At 67.1% G+C, this 16320-nt stretch carries 14 protein-coding genes and 1 pseudogene; 6 read left to right on the top strand and 9 right to left on the bottom strand.

Going from position 1 to position 16320, the window contains the following annotated elements; genetic code table 11:
- Window positions 1-177 precede the first annotated feature (177 nt).
- Window positions 178-1515, top strand: coding sequence for an MFS transporter (locus tag ACFY29_RS26880; RefSeq protein ID WP_386990625.1), 1338 nt, complete (start codon window positions 178-180; stop codon window positions 1513-1515).
- Between the two features lie 590 nt (window positions 1516-2105).
- Here ACFY29_RS26880 and ACFY29_RS26875 read toward each other — a convergent pair.
- From ACFY29_RS26875 to ACFY29_RS26865, 3 genes and pseudogenes are all read right to left on the bottom strand, one after another.
- Window positions 2106-2708: a hypothetical protein gene (locus ACFY29_RS26875; protein WP_386990623.1), complete on the bottom strand. Its 603-nt coding sequence runs from the start codon at window positions 2706-2708 to the stop codon at window positions 2106-2108.
- A gap of 142 nt (window positions 2709-2850) precedes the next feature.
- Window positions 2851-3348, bottom strand: coding sequence for a GNAT family N-acetyltransferase (locus ACFY29_RS26870; RefSeq protein ID WP_386990621.1), 498 nt, complete (start codon window positions 3346-3348; stop codon window positions 2851-2853).
- Between the two features lie 703 nt (window positions 3349-4051).
- Window positions 4052-4325, bottom strand: a pseudogene (locus ACFY29_RS26865) (tyrosine-type recombinase/integrase); the annotation flags it as partial.
- 161 nt (window positions 4326-4486) lie between these two features.
- Here ACFY29_RS26865 and ACFY29_RS26860 point away from each other — a divergent pair.
- On the top strand, window positions 4487-5092 hold the full coding sequence (locus tag ACFY29_RS26860; RefSeq protein ID WP_386990619.1) for a YdeI family protein: 606 nt from the start codon (window positions 4487-4489) through the stop codon (window positions 5090-5092).
- A gap of 412 nt (window positions 5093-5504) precedes the next feature.
- Here ACFY29_RS26860 and ACFY29_RS26855 read toward each other — a convergent pair whose 3' ends face one another.
- Window positions 5505-5723 (bottom strand): hypothetical protein, encoded by a 219-nt coding sequence (locus ACFY29_RS26855; protein WP_386990617.1) that lies wholly within the window; start codon window positions 5721-5723, stop codon window positions 5505-5507.
- Window positions 5724-6081: 358 nt separating this feature from the next.
- On the opposite strand from ACFY29_RS26855, the gene ACFY29_RS26850 reads away from it, so the two are divergent.
- Both ACFY29_RS26850 and ACFY29_RS26845 read left to right on the top strand, forming a co-directional pair.
- Window positions 6082-6258 (top strand): hypothetical protein, encoded by a 177-nt coding sequence (locus ACFY29_RS26850; protein ID WP_386990615.1) that lies wholly within the window; start codon window positions 6082-6084, stop codon window positions 6256-6258.
- Complete coding sequence (locus tag ACFY29_RS26845; protein WP_386990613.1) at window positions 6213-7727, top strand: SLC13 family permease; 1515 nt, start codon at window positions 6213-6215, stop codon at window positions 7725-7727. The genes ACFY29_RS26850 and ACFY29_RS26845 overlap by 46 nt, the downstream gene beginning before the upstream one ends.
- Window positions 7728-7952: 225 nt before the next feature.
- Here the strand turns inward: ACFY29_RS26845 and ACFY29_RS26840 are convergent, their stop codons facing one another.
- The 3 genes from ACFY29_RS26840 to mgrA form a co-directional block, all read right to left on the bottom strand.
- Window positions 7953-8984: an aldo/keto reductase gene (locus ACFY29_RS26840; protein WP_355615026.1), complete on the bottom strand. Its 1032-nt coding sequence runs from the start codon at window positions 8982-8984 to the stop codon at window positions 7953-7955.
- A 312-nt stretch (window positions 8985-9296) separates the two neighbouring features.
- On the bottom strand, window positions 9297-9533 hold the full coding sequence (locus tag ACFY29_RS26835; RefSeq protein ID WP_386990611.1) for a hypothetical protein: 237 nt from the start codon (window positions 9531-9533) through the stop codon (window positions 9297-9299).
- Window positions 9534-9583: 50 nt separating this feature from the next.
- On the bottom strand, window positions 9584-10609 hold the full coding sequence (gene mgrA / locus ACFY29_RS26830) for an L-glyceraldehyde 3-phosphate reductase (RefSeq protein ID WP_386990609.1): 1026 nt from the start codon (window positions 10607-10609) through the stop codon (window positions 9584-9586).
- A 101-nt stretch (window positions 10610-10710) separates the two neighbouring features.
- On the opposite strand from mgrA, the gene ACFY29_RS26825 reads away from it, so the two are divergent.
- Both ACFY29_RS26825 and ACFY29_RS26820 read left to right on the top strand, forming a co-directional pair.
- Entirely contained in the window at window positions 10711-11823 is a 1113-nt protein-coding gene (locus ACFY29_RS26825) for an RNA-guided endonuclease InsQ/TnpB family protein (protein ID WP_386990607.1), read from the top strand.
- Window positions 11824-12169: 346 nt separating this feature from the next.
- Window positions 12170-13087, top strand: a complete 918-nt coding sequence (locus ACFY29_RS26820) for a LysR family transcriptional regulator (protein WP_386990605.1) — start codon at window positions 12170-12172, stop codon at window positions 13085-13087.
- A gap of 99 nt (window positions 13088-13186) precedes the next feature.
- On the opposite strand, the gene ACFY29_RS26815 is transcribed toward ACFY29_RS26820, so the two are convergent.
- Complete coding sequence (locus ACFY29_RS26815; protein ID WP_386990603.1) at window positions 13187-14974, bottom strand: glycoside hydrolase family 15 protein; 1788 nt, start codon at window positions 14972-14974, stop codon at window positions 13187-13189.
- A 485-nt stretch (window positions 14975-15459) separates the two neighbouring features.
- The gene (locus ACFY29_RS26810) at window positions 15460-15954 is read right to left on the bottom strand and encodes a hypothetical protein (RefSeq protein ID WP_386990601.1); all 495 of its coding nucleotides are present in this window, start codon (window positions 15952-15954) and stop codon (window positions 15460-15462) included.
- Window positions 15955-16320: the final 366 nt, after the last annotated feature.

Genomic DNA, 16320 nt, shown 5'->3' with positions numbered 1-16320 from the left:
GCGGCGTCGTCGGCCCCTGAGCCGGCCGGTTGCGACACCAGGGACGGGTCGACGGCGCCGGACCGGGACCGGGTGACGAGAAATGCGCCGCACCGACGCGATCACGTCCGGGCCCTGACCCGCTAGGGTGTGGAAACAGCGTTTCCATTCGTGCCACAATAGGGCAGAGGGGCCAACGTGCAGCGCAGCCAGGAAGACACCGCCGCCGCGCCGGAGGCCGGCGAGCAGACCACCACGTTCGGCCCACTCCGGCTCTCACCGGGCACGACCCGGACCAACATCAGCGGGTACTACTGGCTGGCGCTGACGTCGATCATGACGTTCACGTTCATCCCGGCCGCGCAGACCGCGCTACTCACCTCCATCCTGGGCGTGCCCAAGGGTGAGCAGGGTTCGATCGTGGGCACCGCTGGGCTGATCAGCGAGATCGTCCTGATCGCGGCGGTCGGCCTGGCCGGCGCCTGGTCCGACCGCCTCGGACGGCGCCCGATCGTGGTCGGCGGCTACATCCTGCTCGGCCTCGGCGTCGGCATGGCACCGTTCCTCGGCTCGGTCCTGCCCTACTACCTGGCCCGGGGTGTCGCCGCCGTCGGCATGGCGATGGTCACCGTGATGCTCACGGCCGTGGTCGCCGACTACGTCCGGGACACCACCCGCGGCAGGGCCAACGGCATCCTCGGCTTCTGCAACGGTCTCGGCGCGCTCGTCACGTTCTTCGTGCTGATCAAACTGCCCGACATCTTCGAGGGCATCGGGATGGACGCGACCGCCGCGCTGCGGGCGACCTACCTCATCGTCGGCGGGCTGGCCCTGCTCACCGCGATCCTGATGCGGCTCACCCTCCGGGGCGGCCTGGCGACAACGCACTCCGAGCACATCCCGATCCCCAGGCTGCTGCGCGAGGGCGTCGCCGAGATCCGGCGCCCCGGGGTCTCCTTCGCTTACCTCAGCGCCTTCGTCGCCCGGGCCGACCTGGCGCTCGTCGGCGCCTACCTCACCCTCTGGGCACAGCAGTACGGCACCCAGCACCTCGGGCTCAGCGAGGCCGAGGCGCTGGCCAAGGCAGGTCTGTTGCTGGGAGTGGCCAACGGCGTCGCGCTGATCGGGGCACCGGCCATCGGCATCATCGCCGACCGGCTGTCCCGCACCGACGCGGTGCTGATCTCCCTGGGGACCGCCGCCCTCGGCTACACCGCCACGATCTTCGTCGGAGACCCGTTCAGCCCGCTCGGCTACGCCGTCGCCGCGCTGATCGGGCTCGGCCAGGTCAGCGCCGTCATCTCCAGTCAGGTGCTGATCGCCGAACAGGCTCCCAGCCGTACCCGGGGCTCGGTCATCGGAACGTTCGCGCTCAGCGGCGGCATCGGCATCATGATCGCGTTCGCCGCCGGTGGCACCCTGTACGACAACTGGCGCCCCGCCGGCCCGTTCGTCCTGTTCGGCATCCTGGCCGGGCTGGCCTGCCTGTACGGCCTGGCCGTCCGATCGAGGATCCCCAACCACCCGCTGGACTGAAAGCCCCAGCTGTGGGGCGTCAAGTCCGTGACTTGTGGTACTACGGCAAGCGGAGGGGCGCTCATGCTGAACAACCAAGCCGACCGGCATACGGTCCCGGGCTGACGATGCGCGACTCGGCGAGTGGGCGAGCGAGGCGGTCGCCGGCAGCCTTGATCTCTGCAAGGCAGAGATCGCCGTCCGCAGCGCCTCGTGCAAAGTGCGTGCCATGGTCTCGATTCGTAGGGCCGGTGGGCGACCGGCCCATACAGGTCGCGGCCACAATGGCAAGACTGCGACTGTCTCCTTCCTGAACCCCTGCGGTTCTGGGGACCACCTAGGGACCACACGTAGCGCCCGACGGCGGACGAGGTGCGGGCAGGTGCACGGCTTGATCATGGCCATAGCGTGTGTGTGTGGACGTGTGGCGGATCATCCTGGGGGTCAAGGGGTCGTCGGTTCGAATCCGGCCGTCCCAACAGGAATAGCAGGTCAGAAGGCTGGTCCGAAACACCGGGCCGGCCTCTGACGTTCTGGGGGACCACGCCGGTCAAGTGCGCCGTGTGGTGGCGCTCCTTGACCAGCGGTCAAGGACGACGGCCGGGTGGCATCTAGAGTCCGGACGGCTGCTCCGAAAGCCAATCCGGGTGCCGTGCCTTCAGCGCATCCCGCTGTTCTTGCGTCGGCAGAATGACATCGGCTCCACCGTCGTAGGGGTGATACAGCCATCGAAAATCATTCGGCGCGAGGATCACGTTTGCCAACTCGTCGTCGGCGACAGCCCTCAACAGGACGTCAATCGCGCCCCGTCGCCAAGGGACGGTCTCGGCGTAGAGCTGGGTGTAGATACGGTACTCAGGCTCATCCTCTCGGTCTTCCAGCAGGGTCTGCCAGTGCCATGCCGAGGGCGCAACTTCTGAACGCCTCAGCCACATCCGGGGGGTGGTTGCCGGGCCCTCTGTCCACTCGCTGGTTACAACAAGAAGGACGGCACCTGGACCGAGCTCTGACAGCACCGTGTAGTGCCGGTCGAGCACGATCGCGTACTCGCTATCGTTGTCTGCGTACCGCTTCGAGCCGGGCAGGCTGTGGAATCGCACCCACCGATCGGGGTATCGGCCGCGAAGCCAGTGGGCGAACGGCGGGCACTCGGGCCACCGCTGCTCCCACAGCTCAATCAAGGTCTGCGGGTTCAGTTCTTGGCTCGGTGTCACCGCGTTGTTGTACCTCAAGTCCTGGCAGGGCCGCTCCCGGAGACCAGGCAGGAAACAACCGTCATGCACGAGGGCGGACGACGGGCCAATCCATGATCGTTTCACAAATCCTTGTTCGACCGGTGCAGGGGCGGGCTGACCGCTATGCGGCGCCTTCCTCTCGACGGTGCTTGACAAACTCGATCTTGGCGGGCATCTCAGAACCCGAGTCCATCTGACCTGCCGCCAGCCAGCCGTACGCTTCATAGAAGGCGATGGCCGCCTTGTTGCCGACGAAGGTTTCGAGACGGATGACCCTGTACTGGGTAAACAGCACCTCCTCGGCCCGTGAGAGAAGCACCTTGCCCAGGCCCTGGCGGTGGTGACGGACGTCGATCATCATCAGGTCAACGGTCGGCCCGTCGAGAATCATCAGGCCCACGATCCCTCCATCCGCTTCCAGGCAGTAGACATGCCCCTGGCCGAAATGGCTCTCGATGTGATCATCCGATGCGCCCGAGTTGATGAACCAGTCGACGCCCTCATTGCCCAGGAACGAACGGTAGCTCGCGTCGATCGTACGGCGGGCGAGCTCTTGAAGGGCCACAAGGTCCTCGATGAGAGCGGGGCGCACGACGGGGTGTGACGGCTGCAACGACATGCGGACTCCAAGCTATAGCGCGCTAACAACCAGGTCAGTCTGCCAGTCGCTGATGTCCGGCTCGCCTGGCGCACGACAGCCGCCCCCGAACAACAACAGCACGCGGCACATCTCAAACACGTCCTAGCTACCCGGTCTTGTGCGATTCCCAAGCTGACGCTGCGCCAGGCGAGTGGTCCGCATCTAGTCCACAAGACGGCGACCGGTAGCGGGGGGAGCGGTGTGAGATGTTGAGAGGCGTTTTCGCTAGTAGACACTCGTGCGGCCAGGTCGACGGGGCGGGCAATGTGATCTCATAATCCCTCGGTCGCCGTGCCGGTTGCGTGCCCGATGGGGCGGAAGCCGAGGGTCACCGGCGGTCAGCCCCCGGACGTGGGAGCCAGCATGGCGACCCAGGTCAAGCCGGGTGACCGCCGAACGGCCTCCGCCCGTATCCGCACTTCCGGAACCGCGTGCTGCGGTCGCCAAGCTTGTCAGCGTCCGGGGACCAGGCGGGAACCACACGGCATGCACGATGGTGGCCGGCATGCCGTCGACTGCACCGCCTGATTTTGGGGATGACGTGCGTGACGTGCGTTGACGTGTGGCGAAGCGTCCTGGGGGTCAAGGGGTCGTCGGTTCGAATCCGGCCGTCCCGACGCAGGTGAGGGGCCATCTCGAAAGATCGAGACGGCCCCTTTGTCGTGGGTGACTAACTGAGTGACTACGCCTCAGCGTCGAAGATCCGGTCCATCGCGACTGTGCCGCCCAGGAGCACCGGCCGCAGTTGGTGCCGGTAGACGCCCTCGGTGACAGTCGTACCGGAGTGGCCGCAGAGGTCCGCGATCTGTTCAAGGCTCATGCCACTGTCCAACAGCAGGGACACGAAGCTGTGCCACGCAACTCGCGGGGAGTCCAGTCGCGCGGGTCGAGGCCCGCTTTGGCGACGACGGGGCGGAAGCTCGAAGCACGTTGTGCCGATCAAAAGCGGCGCCTGCACGTGGAGTCTCACACATGCCGGCCCGGCGTCGAGACCGTCCTGAGCGTCGAGGTCCTGCCCCCGACGGTCCGCCGGGCTGCCTGCGCGCCGGCAACCCGGCGAGTCGGGCTGGCCGACGGGCAGAGGCTGCGGCCACGGCGCAGCGGTTAGCCTGCCGTTATGGCGAGTGCCGAACTGGATGAGTTGATCGTCGCGGACGCCGAGGCGCTGCGCGCGTGGTTGTCGGCCAACCACGCCACGTCGCCCGGTGTCTGGCTCGCCCTGACCAAGAAGGGCGGCACAGTCACGACGCTGACCTGGCAGCAGGCGGTCGACGAGGCCCTGTGTTTCGGCTGGATCGACGGGCAGGCCCGTAAACGGGATCAGGAAACCTCCTGGATCCGGTTCACCCCTCGCAGGCCCCGCAGTTCCTGGTCACAACGCAACGTCTCCCACGTGGCCCGGCTAGAGGTGCAGGAGCGAATGCTGCCCCCAGGCCGCGCCGCGGTGGAAGCCGCGAAGGCGGACGGGCGGTGGGCGGCCGCCTACGCCCCGCCGTCCGAAGCCGAGGTGCCGGCCGACCTCCTCGCCGCCATTGCCGCCGACCCCACCGCCCAAGCCATGTTCGACGTACTCACCAAAACCAACCGGTACGCTCTCATCCACCGAGTCAATGCCGTCAAACGCGCGCAGACCCGCGAGCGGAAGATCGGCGAGTTCGTCGCCATGCTGGCCCGTCACGAGACGATTTACCCGCAAAAGGCCAAGCCTCCGAACTCGCCGTAATCGGCATCTTCATGATCATGTGCACGCATCTGGCACCCTCCGTGTCAAGAGGCGGCGAGGAGCGGTGCTCCAGGCTGGGGTTCGGGGGTCCGGGAAGTGACTTTTCCGAAGTGTCGATCATGGGGATCGGGTTGGCCACGCTGGATTGAAGAGTCGTCCCCACGTGTCCTCCCGGGCCCGCCCCAGCCTTGTTAGCGTCTTTGATCATTTGCTTGTAGACGACGCTTGAGTGCGCGCATGGCCTCCATCGGCGTTTTGCCCGCGGGATGTTCGTACTCATCGGCCTCAAGACGCTGATGTAGACCGGCGAATCACTGGGTTACTCCCCGTTCCGGGACGCCTGAGGCACGAGAAAAACGGCGCAGGGGGCTGCCGCCTCAACCTTCCGATGGCGTCAGCCCCGGTGTCCGCGTCAGCTTGCCAATTGGGAACGCAGGAGCTCCTTCGCTCGCTGGGCCCGGTCCCGGTCATTCGACTGCACGTCCTTGAAGAACTGCGCGGCCGCCGGATCACCACTACGTTGAGCGTCGTCGATGTACTGCTGTAGCGTGTCGGCCTCCTGCAAGGTGTGGTACAAGAGGCTGATCACGTTGTAGTGGACGTCATGAGTTGCAGTGACGCTAGCGGTCATCGTCTGCTCCCTTCAACTGTCCGTTGTCTGTGCCGCGGTTACCCGCCATGTGCGCCTTGAAAAGTCCCAGGATATTCGCAACGGCGCTATGGAGCCTCGACCCCAATGGTGACTACAAAGGCCATGCACCACGTGTCGTCCCGCAATGGAGGAAACCCCCCGAGATCGTCTCCGGCCGTACGGCTTGAGCCTGTCCGCGCCGACGGCGGCCTCCGATCACTCCGGCACCGGCAGACAACTCCCGCCGCCGAGTGAAGTGTTCCGTCCGATCCCAACGCAGCGGGACGACTGACCCGAACGGGCCGGGTAGCGTCCTAATCGTGCTCGAGTGGGCCGGCGACCGGTTCGGGTTGGCGCGGTGAGCGCCGCCGTCGGTCTGCTGGTGTTGGCCGCGGTGCTCGGCTTCGCGGTAGCCCCGCCGCGCGGGCTGCCGGAAGCGGTGCCCGGCGCCGGGCTGCTGGTCGCGTTGGGCTGGTCTCCCGGCCACAGGTGCGCGGCGAACTGGTGGCGCGTGGGCCGACGGTGGGGTTCCTGACCACCGTACTGGTCCTGGCGCACCTCGCCGACGAACACGGTGTGGTCGGCTACGCCGGAGCGGTCGTCGGCCGTGCCAGCCGGGGCTCACCACGACGTCTGCTGCGGCTGGTCTTCGTACTCGTCTCGATCGTGACCGCCGTGTTGAGCCTCGACGCCACGGTGGTGCTGCTGACCCCGGCGGTGCTGGCCACCACCGCTCGCGTGGGGGTGCGGCCGAAACCGCACCTGTACGCCTGCGGGAACCTGGCCAACTCCGCGTCGCTGCTGCTGCCGATCTCCAATGTGAGCAACCCGCTCGCCTTCGCCGTCAGCGGGTTGAGCTTTACCCGGTTCGCGGCGCTGATGGCCCTGCCGTGGCTGGCGGTGATCGCCATCGAGTATGCGATCTTCCGGCGGGTGTTCGCCGTCGACCTGGCCACCCCGGCGCAAGCACCGCCATTGGCGCCCCTTCCCGCCCGCCGCAGTACGCGTTCGCAGTCGTGGGCGGCACGCCTCGCAGGGTTCGCGCTGGCCAAACCGATCGGTGGGCATCCGCATGGACCGCAGCGGCCGGGGCCCTGGCCTTGGCGGTACCCCGCCTTTGCCGGGCGCCCCGGCGCGAAGGCGTACCGGCGCGTCACCGAACCGGCGAGACACCCACGCCTCCTGATCGTTGAGCCAATACCCCCCCGAACCGGGGCTGTTGCTGAACTGGAGGACAAGGTGCCGGACTATCCGAAGGCGATCGCCCCGGACGACCGCGTTGAGCCGGTGCCCCGCCGGATCCGCGCCTACTTCGCCGGCGAACTGGTGCTGGACACCAGGCGGGCGCAGTACGTGTGGGAGTCGCCCTTCTACCCCCAGTACTACATCCCGATCGCCGACGTGAACCGCAGCCTCCTGGTCGATGAGCACCGCACGGAGCGGATCCGATGTGGAACCGGGCGGGTGCACGGGCTGCGCGTCGGCGAGACTTCCCGTCCTTCGTCCGCCCGGTGCTACGGAGACGACGCGCTGCCCGGGTTGGCGGACACCGTCCGGTTCGACTGGGCCGCCATGGACAGCTGGTTCGAAGAGGACGAAGAGGTCTTCGTGCACCCCCGGAATCCGTATGCCCGGGTGGACGCACTGCGGTCCACCCGCCACGTACGGGTGGAACACGACGGGGTCGTGCTGGCCGAGTCGGCGTCGCCGGTGCTGGTCTTCGAGACCGGTCTGCCGACTCGCTACTACCTCAACCGGACCGAGGTGAACTTCGGGCACCTCGTGCCGTCAGAGACGACGACCTCCTGCCCGTACAAGGGCCGGGTCAGCCGCTACTGGTCCGTGCGTGTCGACGGCACGGTCTACCCGGACCTGGCCTGGTCGTACGACTTCCCCACAGGCCCGCTCCTGCCGATCGCCGGGCTGATCGCCTTCTACAACGAGAAGGTCGACCTGATCATCGACGGGGAGCGACTCATCCGGCCGCAGACCCACTTCTCCTGAGCGGGAACGGGGCATCGTCGGGATCACCCGACGCCGACGCCGACACGGGCGGCGCCGGCATCGGCGAGGCAGAGTGGTTGGGGTGTCGGTAGTCGTGGTCGAGCACCAGCCGCACCGGCGCCACGGTGGGCAGGTCAAAGGTGTACCGCAGCTCTACGCGTCCCGGTCCCGAGACCCGGGCGCAGCCACGGTGACGCTGCTGAGCCCGGCGGCCGCTGGAGTCGCTCAGATGGAGAGGGGCAGGGTACGCGAGCGTTGCTGGACGCCCGGTGCGCCGTACGGATAATCGGACACGCTCGGCGAGCTTGCCTCGGTGAGCAGAGCTGTCTCCTTCTCCGACAGATGCAGATCGGCGGCGCCGAGGTTGTCGTCGAGCTGTTCGAGCGTGCGTGCGCCGAGGATCACCGACGTGACGGCGGGGCGGTCCGCGACCCAGGCCAGCGCCACCTGTGACATGGATGCACCACGCCCCTCGGCGACCTGCCGCACCGTGTCGATGACCCGCCACGTGCGTTCCTCTGCGTTGCGCGGGGCATAGGCCTCCATGCCACGCTTCGGGTCCTCGCCGAGCCGGGTCGCGCCGGTCGGCACATGGTCACGCGTGTACTTTCCGGTCAACCAGCCACCGGCCAGCGGGGACCACGGCAAGATCCCGATGTTCTCGTTGCGGCACACATCCGCCAGTTCAAACTCGATGTCGCGCACCAGCAGGTTGTACTGGGGCTGCAGCGTCACGATCGGCGCGAGCCCGCGGAACTGGGTCAGCAGCGCCGCTTTCTGCAACTGCCAGCCGAGGAAGTTGCTGACGCCCGCGTATCGGATCTTGCCGGCGCGCACCGCGTCGTCAAAGAAGCCGAGGGTCTCCTCGATCGGGGTCAGAGGGTCCCAGGCGTGCGCCTGGTAGAGGTCGATGGTCTCGACCCCGAGCCGGCGCAGGCTCGCTTCCAACGCCCGGGACAGGTTGGTGCGGGTGAGGCCCGCATCATTGGGCCCGTCCCCCATGGGAAAACGTCCCTTTGTCGCGATGACCAGCTGATCCCGTACCCCCCGCCGGGCCGCCAGCCAGCGGCCGACGATCTCCTCGGACAAGCCTCGGGAGTACACGTTGGCGGTGTCGATGAAGTTCCCGCCGCGTTCGGTGAACCGGTCGAGCTGGGCGTGCGACACCTCCTCGCTGCTCTCGTTGCCGAACGTCATCGTGCCCAGGCACTGCGAGGACACCACCGTGCCGGTGTTGCCCAAGGTGCGATATTCCATCGGTCTGCCTCCCTCGAGATCCACCCCGGAGTCTGATTGACCCGGATTGAGCTGTCCAACAGAAGGAACTGATCAGTTCGATCGTTGAGCGCGATGAATCTTGCCGGCGCCTGTGAACCTGACCCGCTGTCGAGGCTGCTCTGTAGCGTGCGGCCCCTGGACGAGACATCGAGAACCCGAGACGCTGTGCGCGCTTACGTAGCGAGCGCCGAGCAGCGCGGACTGGCAACGACTCAGCGATCTGCTGACTGAAAACATGGTGTACGAGCTGCCGCAGAGCCGTGAACGGATTCAGGTCCGCTTTGATGCAGTTCAATAAGGAATACCCGAGGTGGCCGGCGCGGCCAGCATCGGCTTCCTGAGGACTGGCATCTTCAGGTACGTCGCATCGCCGCCGATGGCCCCCATGCGGCGGTGTGGATCGATGCATGCGTCGGCAATGAGCACCAGGACGCGTGCATGTGGTTCGAGCTTTCCGATGACAAACTGATCATTCGGGTCGTCGACTACTGACCGGAGTCGTACGACCCGCCGTAGGGCCGTGAGCATCTGGAGGAGCGTTGGTGGGCCTCACCTTGAAAGGACGCCCCGGGCGGGGACTACTCGCTGCTGGAACGCGCCCAGAGATTGATGCCGGACTCCGTGGCGAATCTGTCGATCTCGGTCAGTTCGTCCTCGGTGAACGTCAGGTTGTCGAGGGCAGCCACGTTGGCCTCCAGTTGTGCGACGCTGCTGGCCCCGATCAGGGTCGAGGTCATTCGCGGATCGCGTAGTGACCAGGCGAGCGCCATCTGGGCCAGCGTTTGTCCACGTCGTGCGGCGATCTCGTTCAATGCCCGGATCTTGGCGAGGTTCTCCTCGCTCAGCGCTTCCGGCGACAGCGAGCTGTCTCGGCTGGCACGCGAACCTTCGGGCACGCCGCCAAGGTAACGGTCGGTAAGCATCCCCTGGGCCAGCGGCGAGAATCCGATGCAGCCGACACCCTCCTGCTCAAGCACTCTGAGGAGATCCTGCTCGATCCAGCGGTTGAGCATGGAATACGAGGGCTGGTGGATGAGCAGCGGCGTGCCGAGATCCTTCAGGATTGCGGCCGCCTCGGCGGTCTTGCCGGGTGAGTAGGACGAGATCCCGACGTGCAGAGCCTTGCCTTGCCGTACGGCGCTGTCCAAGGCTCCCATTGTCTCTTCAAGTGGGGTCTGCGGGTCGAAGCGGTGCGAATAGAAGACGTCGACGTAATCCAACCCCATCCGCTGCAGGCTCTGATCAAGGCTGGCGAGCAGGTACTTTCGCGAGCCCCCTTCGCCGTACGGGCCGGGCCACATGTCGTACCCGGCCTTCGTTGAGATGACCAACTCGTCGCGGTACGGCCGAAAATCTTCGGCGAGCAGGCGTCCGAAGTTCTGCTCAGCGGACCCGTAAGGTGGGCCGTAGTTGTTCGCGAGGTCGAAATGCGTAATCCCGAGGTCGAAGGCGCGACGCAGAATCGCGCGCTGGCTCTCGAGCGGCCGATCGCCTCCGAAGTTGTGCCACAAGCCGAGCGACATGGCCGGTAGGCGAAGCCCGCTGCGTCCGCAGCGGCGGTAGCTCATGCTGCCGTAGCGGGTGGGTTCGGCGGTGTAACTCATCGGTGTCGCGGCGTGGATACCCCTGCCTTCAGGCGGGGGAGGAAACGCCGCTCCCTCCCTTCAAGTGCAGACTCACATAGGCAAATGCTAGAATGTGAAGCGTGGGTGAGGTGGTGAAGCGGGCGTACAAGTACCGCTTCTATCCGACCCCGCAGCAGGCTGAGCAGTTGAACCGCACCTTCGGGTGCGTGCGCAAGGTCTACAACCTGGCCTTGGATGCGCGCACCCGCGCGTGGGCGGTGCACGGGCAGCACAGCACCTATGTGCAGTCGTCGGCGTGGCTGACCGAGTGGAAGCGCACCGAGGAGCTTTTGTTCCTCAATGAGGTCAGTTCCGTGCCGTTGCAGCAGGCGCTGCGGCATCTGCAAGCCGGGTTCGCGGCGTTCTGGGGCAAGCGGTCGCGTTACCCGCGTTTCAAGTCCAAGCGCAAGTCTCGGGCGTCGGCGGAGTACACCCGCTCGGCGTTCCGCTGGCGCGACGGGCAGCTCACCCTGGCCAAGATGGACGCCCCGCTGACCATCGTGTGGTCCCGGGCCCTGCCCGACGGCGCCGAGCCGTCCACGGTCACGGTGTCCCGCGACGCGGCCGGTCGGTGGTTCGTGTCCCTGCTGGTCGAGGATCCCACCGTGACACCGCTCCCGCCGGTCGACACGGCGGTAGGGGTGGACGCGGGCATCACCAGTCTGCTCACCCTGTCCACCGGGGAGAAGATCACCAACCCTCGGCATGAGCGCGCTGACCGGCGCAAGCTGGCCAACGCGCAACGCCGGCTGGCCCGTAAGGCCAAGGATTCCGCCAACCGGGCCAAAGCCCGTCTGGCGGTGGCCCGCATCCACGCCCGTATCGGCGACCGGCGGCGGGATCACCTGCACAAGCTGTCGACTCGACTCGTCCGCGAGAACCAAACGGTCGTGATCGAAGATCTCAGTGTGCGCACCATGCTGCGCAACCACAGTCTGGCCCGCGCTATCTCCGACGCGGCGTGGACGCAACTGCGCAGCATGATCGAGTACAAGGCCGCCTGGTACGGGCGGACGGTGATCGCCGTCGACCGCTGGCACCCGAGCACGAAGACCTGCTCGGCGTGCGGGCGGATCAACACCGCGATGACCCTCGGCGTTCGCGCCTGGACGTGCCCCGGCTGCGATGCCGTGCACGACCGGGACGTCAACGCCGCGAAGAACATTCTCGCCGCCGGGCTGGCGGAGAGGTAAAACGCCTGTGGAGGGACGGTGAGACCCGACCCGCGCAAGCGGTGAAGGCGCGGCCCGGTGAAACAGGAACCCTCTCGGGCGACCGAGGGAATCCCCGCCCTTCACGGCGGTGGAGGATGTCAACAGAAAGTCCCCAGGTATGTGTGATGTGTGTAGTAACGGTCAGGGCGCTGCGCCGGCGGCGTCGAGATCAGCGATTTCCTCGTGGGTGAGAACCAGGTCCGCCGCAGCCGCCGAGTCGCGGATCGTCTGGGCTCGTCAAAGCGGCAGGCACCAGACTCACCCACCCACATCCTGCCGTCCAACAGCAAAAACCGCTGAGAATGAGCAGATATGATGCTCAATCATGGAGCTGCGACACCTTGAGTACTTCATCGCGGTCGCCGAGGAGAGGCACTTCACCCGGGCCGCGGAACGCATGCACGTCGCCCAGTCGGGCCTGTCCGCGTCGATCCGCACGCTGGAACGGGAGCTCGGCGCGGACCTGTTCATCCGCAGCACCCGCCGCGTCGAGCTCACCGAGGCGGGACGGGCGCTGCTGATCGAGGCGCACCGCACCCTGGCCAGCGTCGACGCCGCGCGGGATGCCGTCGCTGCTGTGCAGGGGCTCCTGCGGGGCACGGTGTCCGTCGGCACCGAGCAGTGCCTCGGTGTGATCAACCTCCCCCCGTTGCTAGCCCGCTTCCGGCGCACCTATCCAGGAGTAGAGATCCGGCTGCGGCACGGCGGATCAACACACCTGGCCGATCAGGTTCGCCTGGGACGCCTCGATGTCGCCTTCGTCGCCTTGCCGGGGCAACCACCAGACGGTGTGACGCTCATGCCGCTGGCGACCGAGCCGATGCTGCTGCTCTGCCACCCGGAGCACCCACTGTCGGCCCGTGACACCGTCGACTGGGAATCGCTGCGTAACGAGTTGTTCGTCGACTTCTCCCCGGATTGGGGTGCCCGCCAACTCACCGACCGGGCCTTCACCGCCGTCGGCCTCGAACGGCAGGTACCTCTGGAGGTGAATGACGTACACACCCTGCTCGAATGCGTCGAGCAGGGACTTGGCGTCGCAATGGTCCCGGCCCCCGTCGCCCGCAAACCATCCGCGAAGCGGCTCCATGCCGTCACCCTCAGCGACCCGGCCGCCCCCAGGTGGCAGGTGTCCGTCGCCGTCCCCGCGGCCGCTCCGTCGAGCCCAGCCAGGGATGCACTCCTCAAAATGGTGCTGCCGACGCCCAAACCGGCGCGACCATCTGTTACCGCGATTCCATGACCCCAAAATTGCTCCCGGTCCGATGCTGACCGCTGGCTTTATTCGGCCTCGTGATCTTGAAGCCTGAGGACCGGCCTGCGCGTGCCACGCCCGAGTTGATCAGAAGTGCATGGTCGGGTCAGTGAGCCGGGCGGCGGCGATGATCTGGCCTATGTGCGACAGCGCCTGGGGCGTATTGCCCAGGTGTTCACCCGTCACCAGGTCGATCTGCTCGGCGAAGATGCCGAGGTCGTTGGCTTTGGTGCTGGTGCGCTCGAACAGCTCCGTCGCTCGTTGGTTGTCGCCGGCGAGCACCAGGCACCCCACCAGCCAGAACGAGCACCACACGAAGCCGGCGGGTTCGTTCGCCGAGCGCCGCACGACGCCGTCGGTGGCGAGTTCCCGCTCGATGGCCTCGATCGTCGCCCGCATACGCCCATCGGTGGCCGGGAGGAAGTTCACCAGCGGCATCAACAACACCGAGGCATCCAACTCGTCCGACCCGAACGCGCCCGTGAAGGCCCCAATACGCTCGTTCCAGCCCCGCTCCAGCACCGTCCGGTGGATCTCGTCACGGGCCGCGGCCCACCGCCGAGGGTCCGCCCCCTCCCCGAGCCGCGGCGCGAGCCGCACCGCCCGGTCCAGCGCCACCCAACACCCCACCTTCGACGACGTGTAGTGCCGCTGCTCCCCTCGGATCTCCCACATGCCGGCGTCGGGCCTGTGCCAGATGTCCACCGTCTGATGAGCGAGATCTATCAGCATCTGCCGCAGCTCCTCGTCGAACTGCCCCAACCGGTCTCGGAGCAGGTAGGCGGCCTCGAGAACCTCGCCGGGCACATCCAATTGTCGCTGCCGCCAGGCGTCGTTTCCGGTGCGTACCGGCCGGCTGCCCGCGTAACCGCCTAGATGATCGAGGACGTGTTCGGACAGGTCCCGTTCACTCCCGACGCCGTACATGATCGGCGCGGGCTCTATTCCGAGTCGGCCAGCGGAGCGGACCGCCCAGCCGAAGTGCCGCGATGTGTCCTCGGTGCAGGCGGCGACCCACAGCGCGTGCAGGGTGTACGAGAAGTCGCGCAGCCAGGCGAACCGGTAGTCGTAGTTGCGGTCGCCGCCGAGCTGCTCGGGCAGCGAGGTGGTCGCGGCGGCCACGACCGCACCGCTGGGCCGATAGGTCAGGCCCTGCAGGATCACGGAGCTGCGGCGGACAAGATCGGGATAGCGGCCGTCGTAGTGGTGGCTGTCCTGCAAAACCTGCCACGCTTCGGCGGTTTCGGCGATCGCCGCGACCGGATCCAACTCTGCAGCCGGCGGGCCACCGAACGACGGGGCGTACGCCAAGTCGAACCCGACCACTTGGCCGGCAGAGACGTCGAAGTCCGTGTGGGCACGGCCGCGCTCGCAGGTCAGCGGTACGCCTGCCCGTAAGGTCAGGCTGACCGGTCCGGCGGTTGCCACAACTCGGTCCGGCTGGCTGTGTAGGAACGGCGTGAGCAGGCCGTATTCGGGGCGGGGCACGAAGTCGGTCGACATGCGCACCCGGCCGCTCAGCCCCTCGACCGTGCGCAACAGCACCGCGGGTGACGCGGAGCCCAGCTCGTGGCCGCGGGCACCCGGCTCGGCGGCGAGCGCCTCGGTGACCGCAACGCTGCCGCCGTCGGTCTGGTGCACGGTGCGCAGCACGAGGCTATCGCCGATGTACGCCCGCTCGATGCGCCGGCCGTCCCGCTCGCCGCTCGGGCGCAGGACCCAGTGCCCGGCGTCGGAGTCGAGGATCCGGCCGAAGACCGACGGGCTGTCGAACCGCGCCGGGCACCACCAGTCCACCGAGCCGTCCCGGCTGACCAGCGCCGCCGAGCGACAGTCGGACAGAAAGCCGTAGTCGGCAATCGGCGGCCCCCCCACGCCGCCCTGCATACCCAGATCTTCGCCAGTCAGACCCGCCGTGCCCGTGACCGCTCGGCTGCTCCCCGGACAGGCCACGTTTGCCTATCGATGACATCGGGATTACTGCAGACGCAGAACAGAGACCGGCGACCGACCCACCGAGCATCATTCGAGCGAATGCGTCCGCAAGACCGGTGGTGGGTTCGGCTGTCGGTATTGATCAACGAGTATTCGCAGGCAGCGTAGCCAGACCGACAAGACGAGCCCCACAGGTTCAGATTCACCCGTCGCCGACAGTCCACTGGTGTCCAGGGGAACTCGTGTCTTGAGGGGAAGGGGGCGTAGGAGCGGCCCTGGGCGGTTTGGGGGAAAGCACATCAGGCCACCGCGCCGGCCGGGGGCAAAGCCAAGCAGACCACCGCCCGGGGCGCGAGCGTCCCTATTGTCACGGTCCACTTCATGGCGCCCGGTCGGCGGCGCGCTCCAATCGTGCGGGTCGAGGGCTACTCGGCGCCCATGACGTGGAAGTCCTGGTCGACGAAGATGTGGTGCGGCCAGTTGACACCGATGTAATGCACCTCGTACTCGCCGCTGCTCAGCTGCACCACGCGGTCGACGACGCCTCCCGGGTAGGCGGCCAGCGCGGCTTTCGTGGCGTTGTCCGCTGCCGTTCCGTCGACGACCGTTCCTGAACCCTCGGTGTAGTTTGCCGGGACCTGGCCGAGCTGCTTCGGCGTGCTGGGTGCGCCACGTTGGAAGGGGACCACATCTGCGGCGGAGGCCGTCGCAGATCCCTCGCCGGCAGCCGGTTGCACGACGACCTGGGTGGCCGTGATCGTGGTTCCGCTGGTCGTCCCGAGTACGAGCACAGGCTCACCCGTGGTGAGGGCACTCGCCGAGGATGAGGTCGTCCCCTTCTGGTACGTGGTGGAGGCTGTCTCGTTGACGGTCACCTTCTGACCCGCTGATGTCGCAATGGTGAAACTCGGCGTGGACACGCTGTCGACCGTGCCGATCGATCCCCCTTCGGCCGGTCCGGATCGGGCGTTGGATCCCGCGCCAGCGGGGCCGCTGCCGGGGGCGCCTGACTCGGCGGTCGCCGTGGGGGAAGCGGCTGTCGCCGGGGAGGACGTAGCGGTAGACGTAGCGGTACAGGCGGAGAGTCCAATCACCGCAGACATCAGTGCGGCGCCCGCAATCCAGCCACCCTTCCTGCTCGGCAGCAACCGCCAGACCCTCGACCGGCCTGCCTGTCCTGCAGGAGGCGGCGCAGCGCCCCCGCCTGAACATCCAGCGGCCGACGGTCCTGATGTGGCGGTCGTAACCGGGCCAGCGGAAAGGGTTTCGTGTGAGTGTGTCGACTT

The organism is Micromonospora sp. NPDC000668 (assembly GCF_042897975.1).
Classification (GTDB): domain Bacteria; phylum Actinomycetota; class Actinomycetes; order Mycobacteriales; family Micromonosporaceae; genus Micromonospora.
Note: the sequence above shows the minus strand (reverse complement) of the source record. Positions and strands in the feature narration are given on the sequence as shown.

Bases quoted from the DNA above. Each gene is read 5' to 3' on its own strand.
- ACFY29_RS26855 (WP_386990617.1), bottom strand. From the start codon at position 5,723: ATGACCGCTAGCGTCACTGCAACTCATGACGTCCACTACAACGTGATC.
- ACFY29_RS26840 (WP_355615026.1), bottom strand. From the start codon at position 8,984: ATGGAATATCGCACCTTGGGCAACACCGGCACGGTGGTGTCCTCGCAG.
- ACFY29_RS26835 (WP_386990611.1), bottom strand. From the start codon at position 9,533: ATGCTCACGGCCCTACGGCGGGTCGTACGACTCCGGTCAGTAGTCGAC.
- ACFY29_RS26870 (WP_386990621.1), bottom strand. From the start codon at position 3,348: ATGTCGTTGCAGCCGTCACACCCCGTCGTGCGCCCCGCTCTCATCGAG.
- ACFY29_RS26820 (WP_386990605.1), top strand. From the start codon at position 12,170: ATGGAGCTGCGACACCTTGAGTACTTCATCGCGGTCGCCGAGGAGAGG.
- ACFY29_RS26860 (WP_386990619.1), top strand. From the start codon at position 4,487: ATGGCGAGTGCCGAACTGGATGAGTTGATCGTCGCGGACGCCGAGGCG.
- mgrA (WP_386990609.1), bottom strand. From the start codon at position 10,609: ATGAGTTACACCGCCGAACCCACCCGCTACGGCAGCATGAGCTACCGC.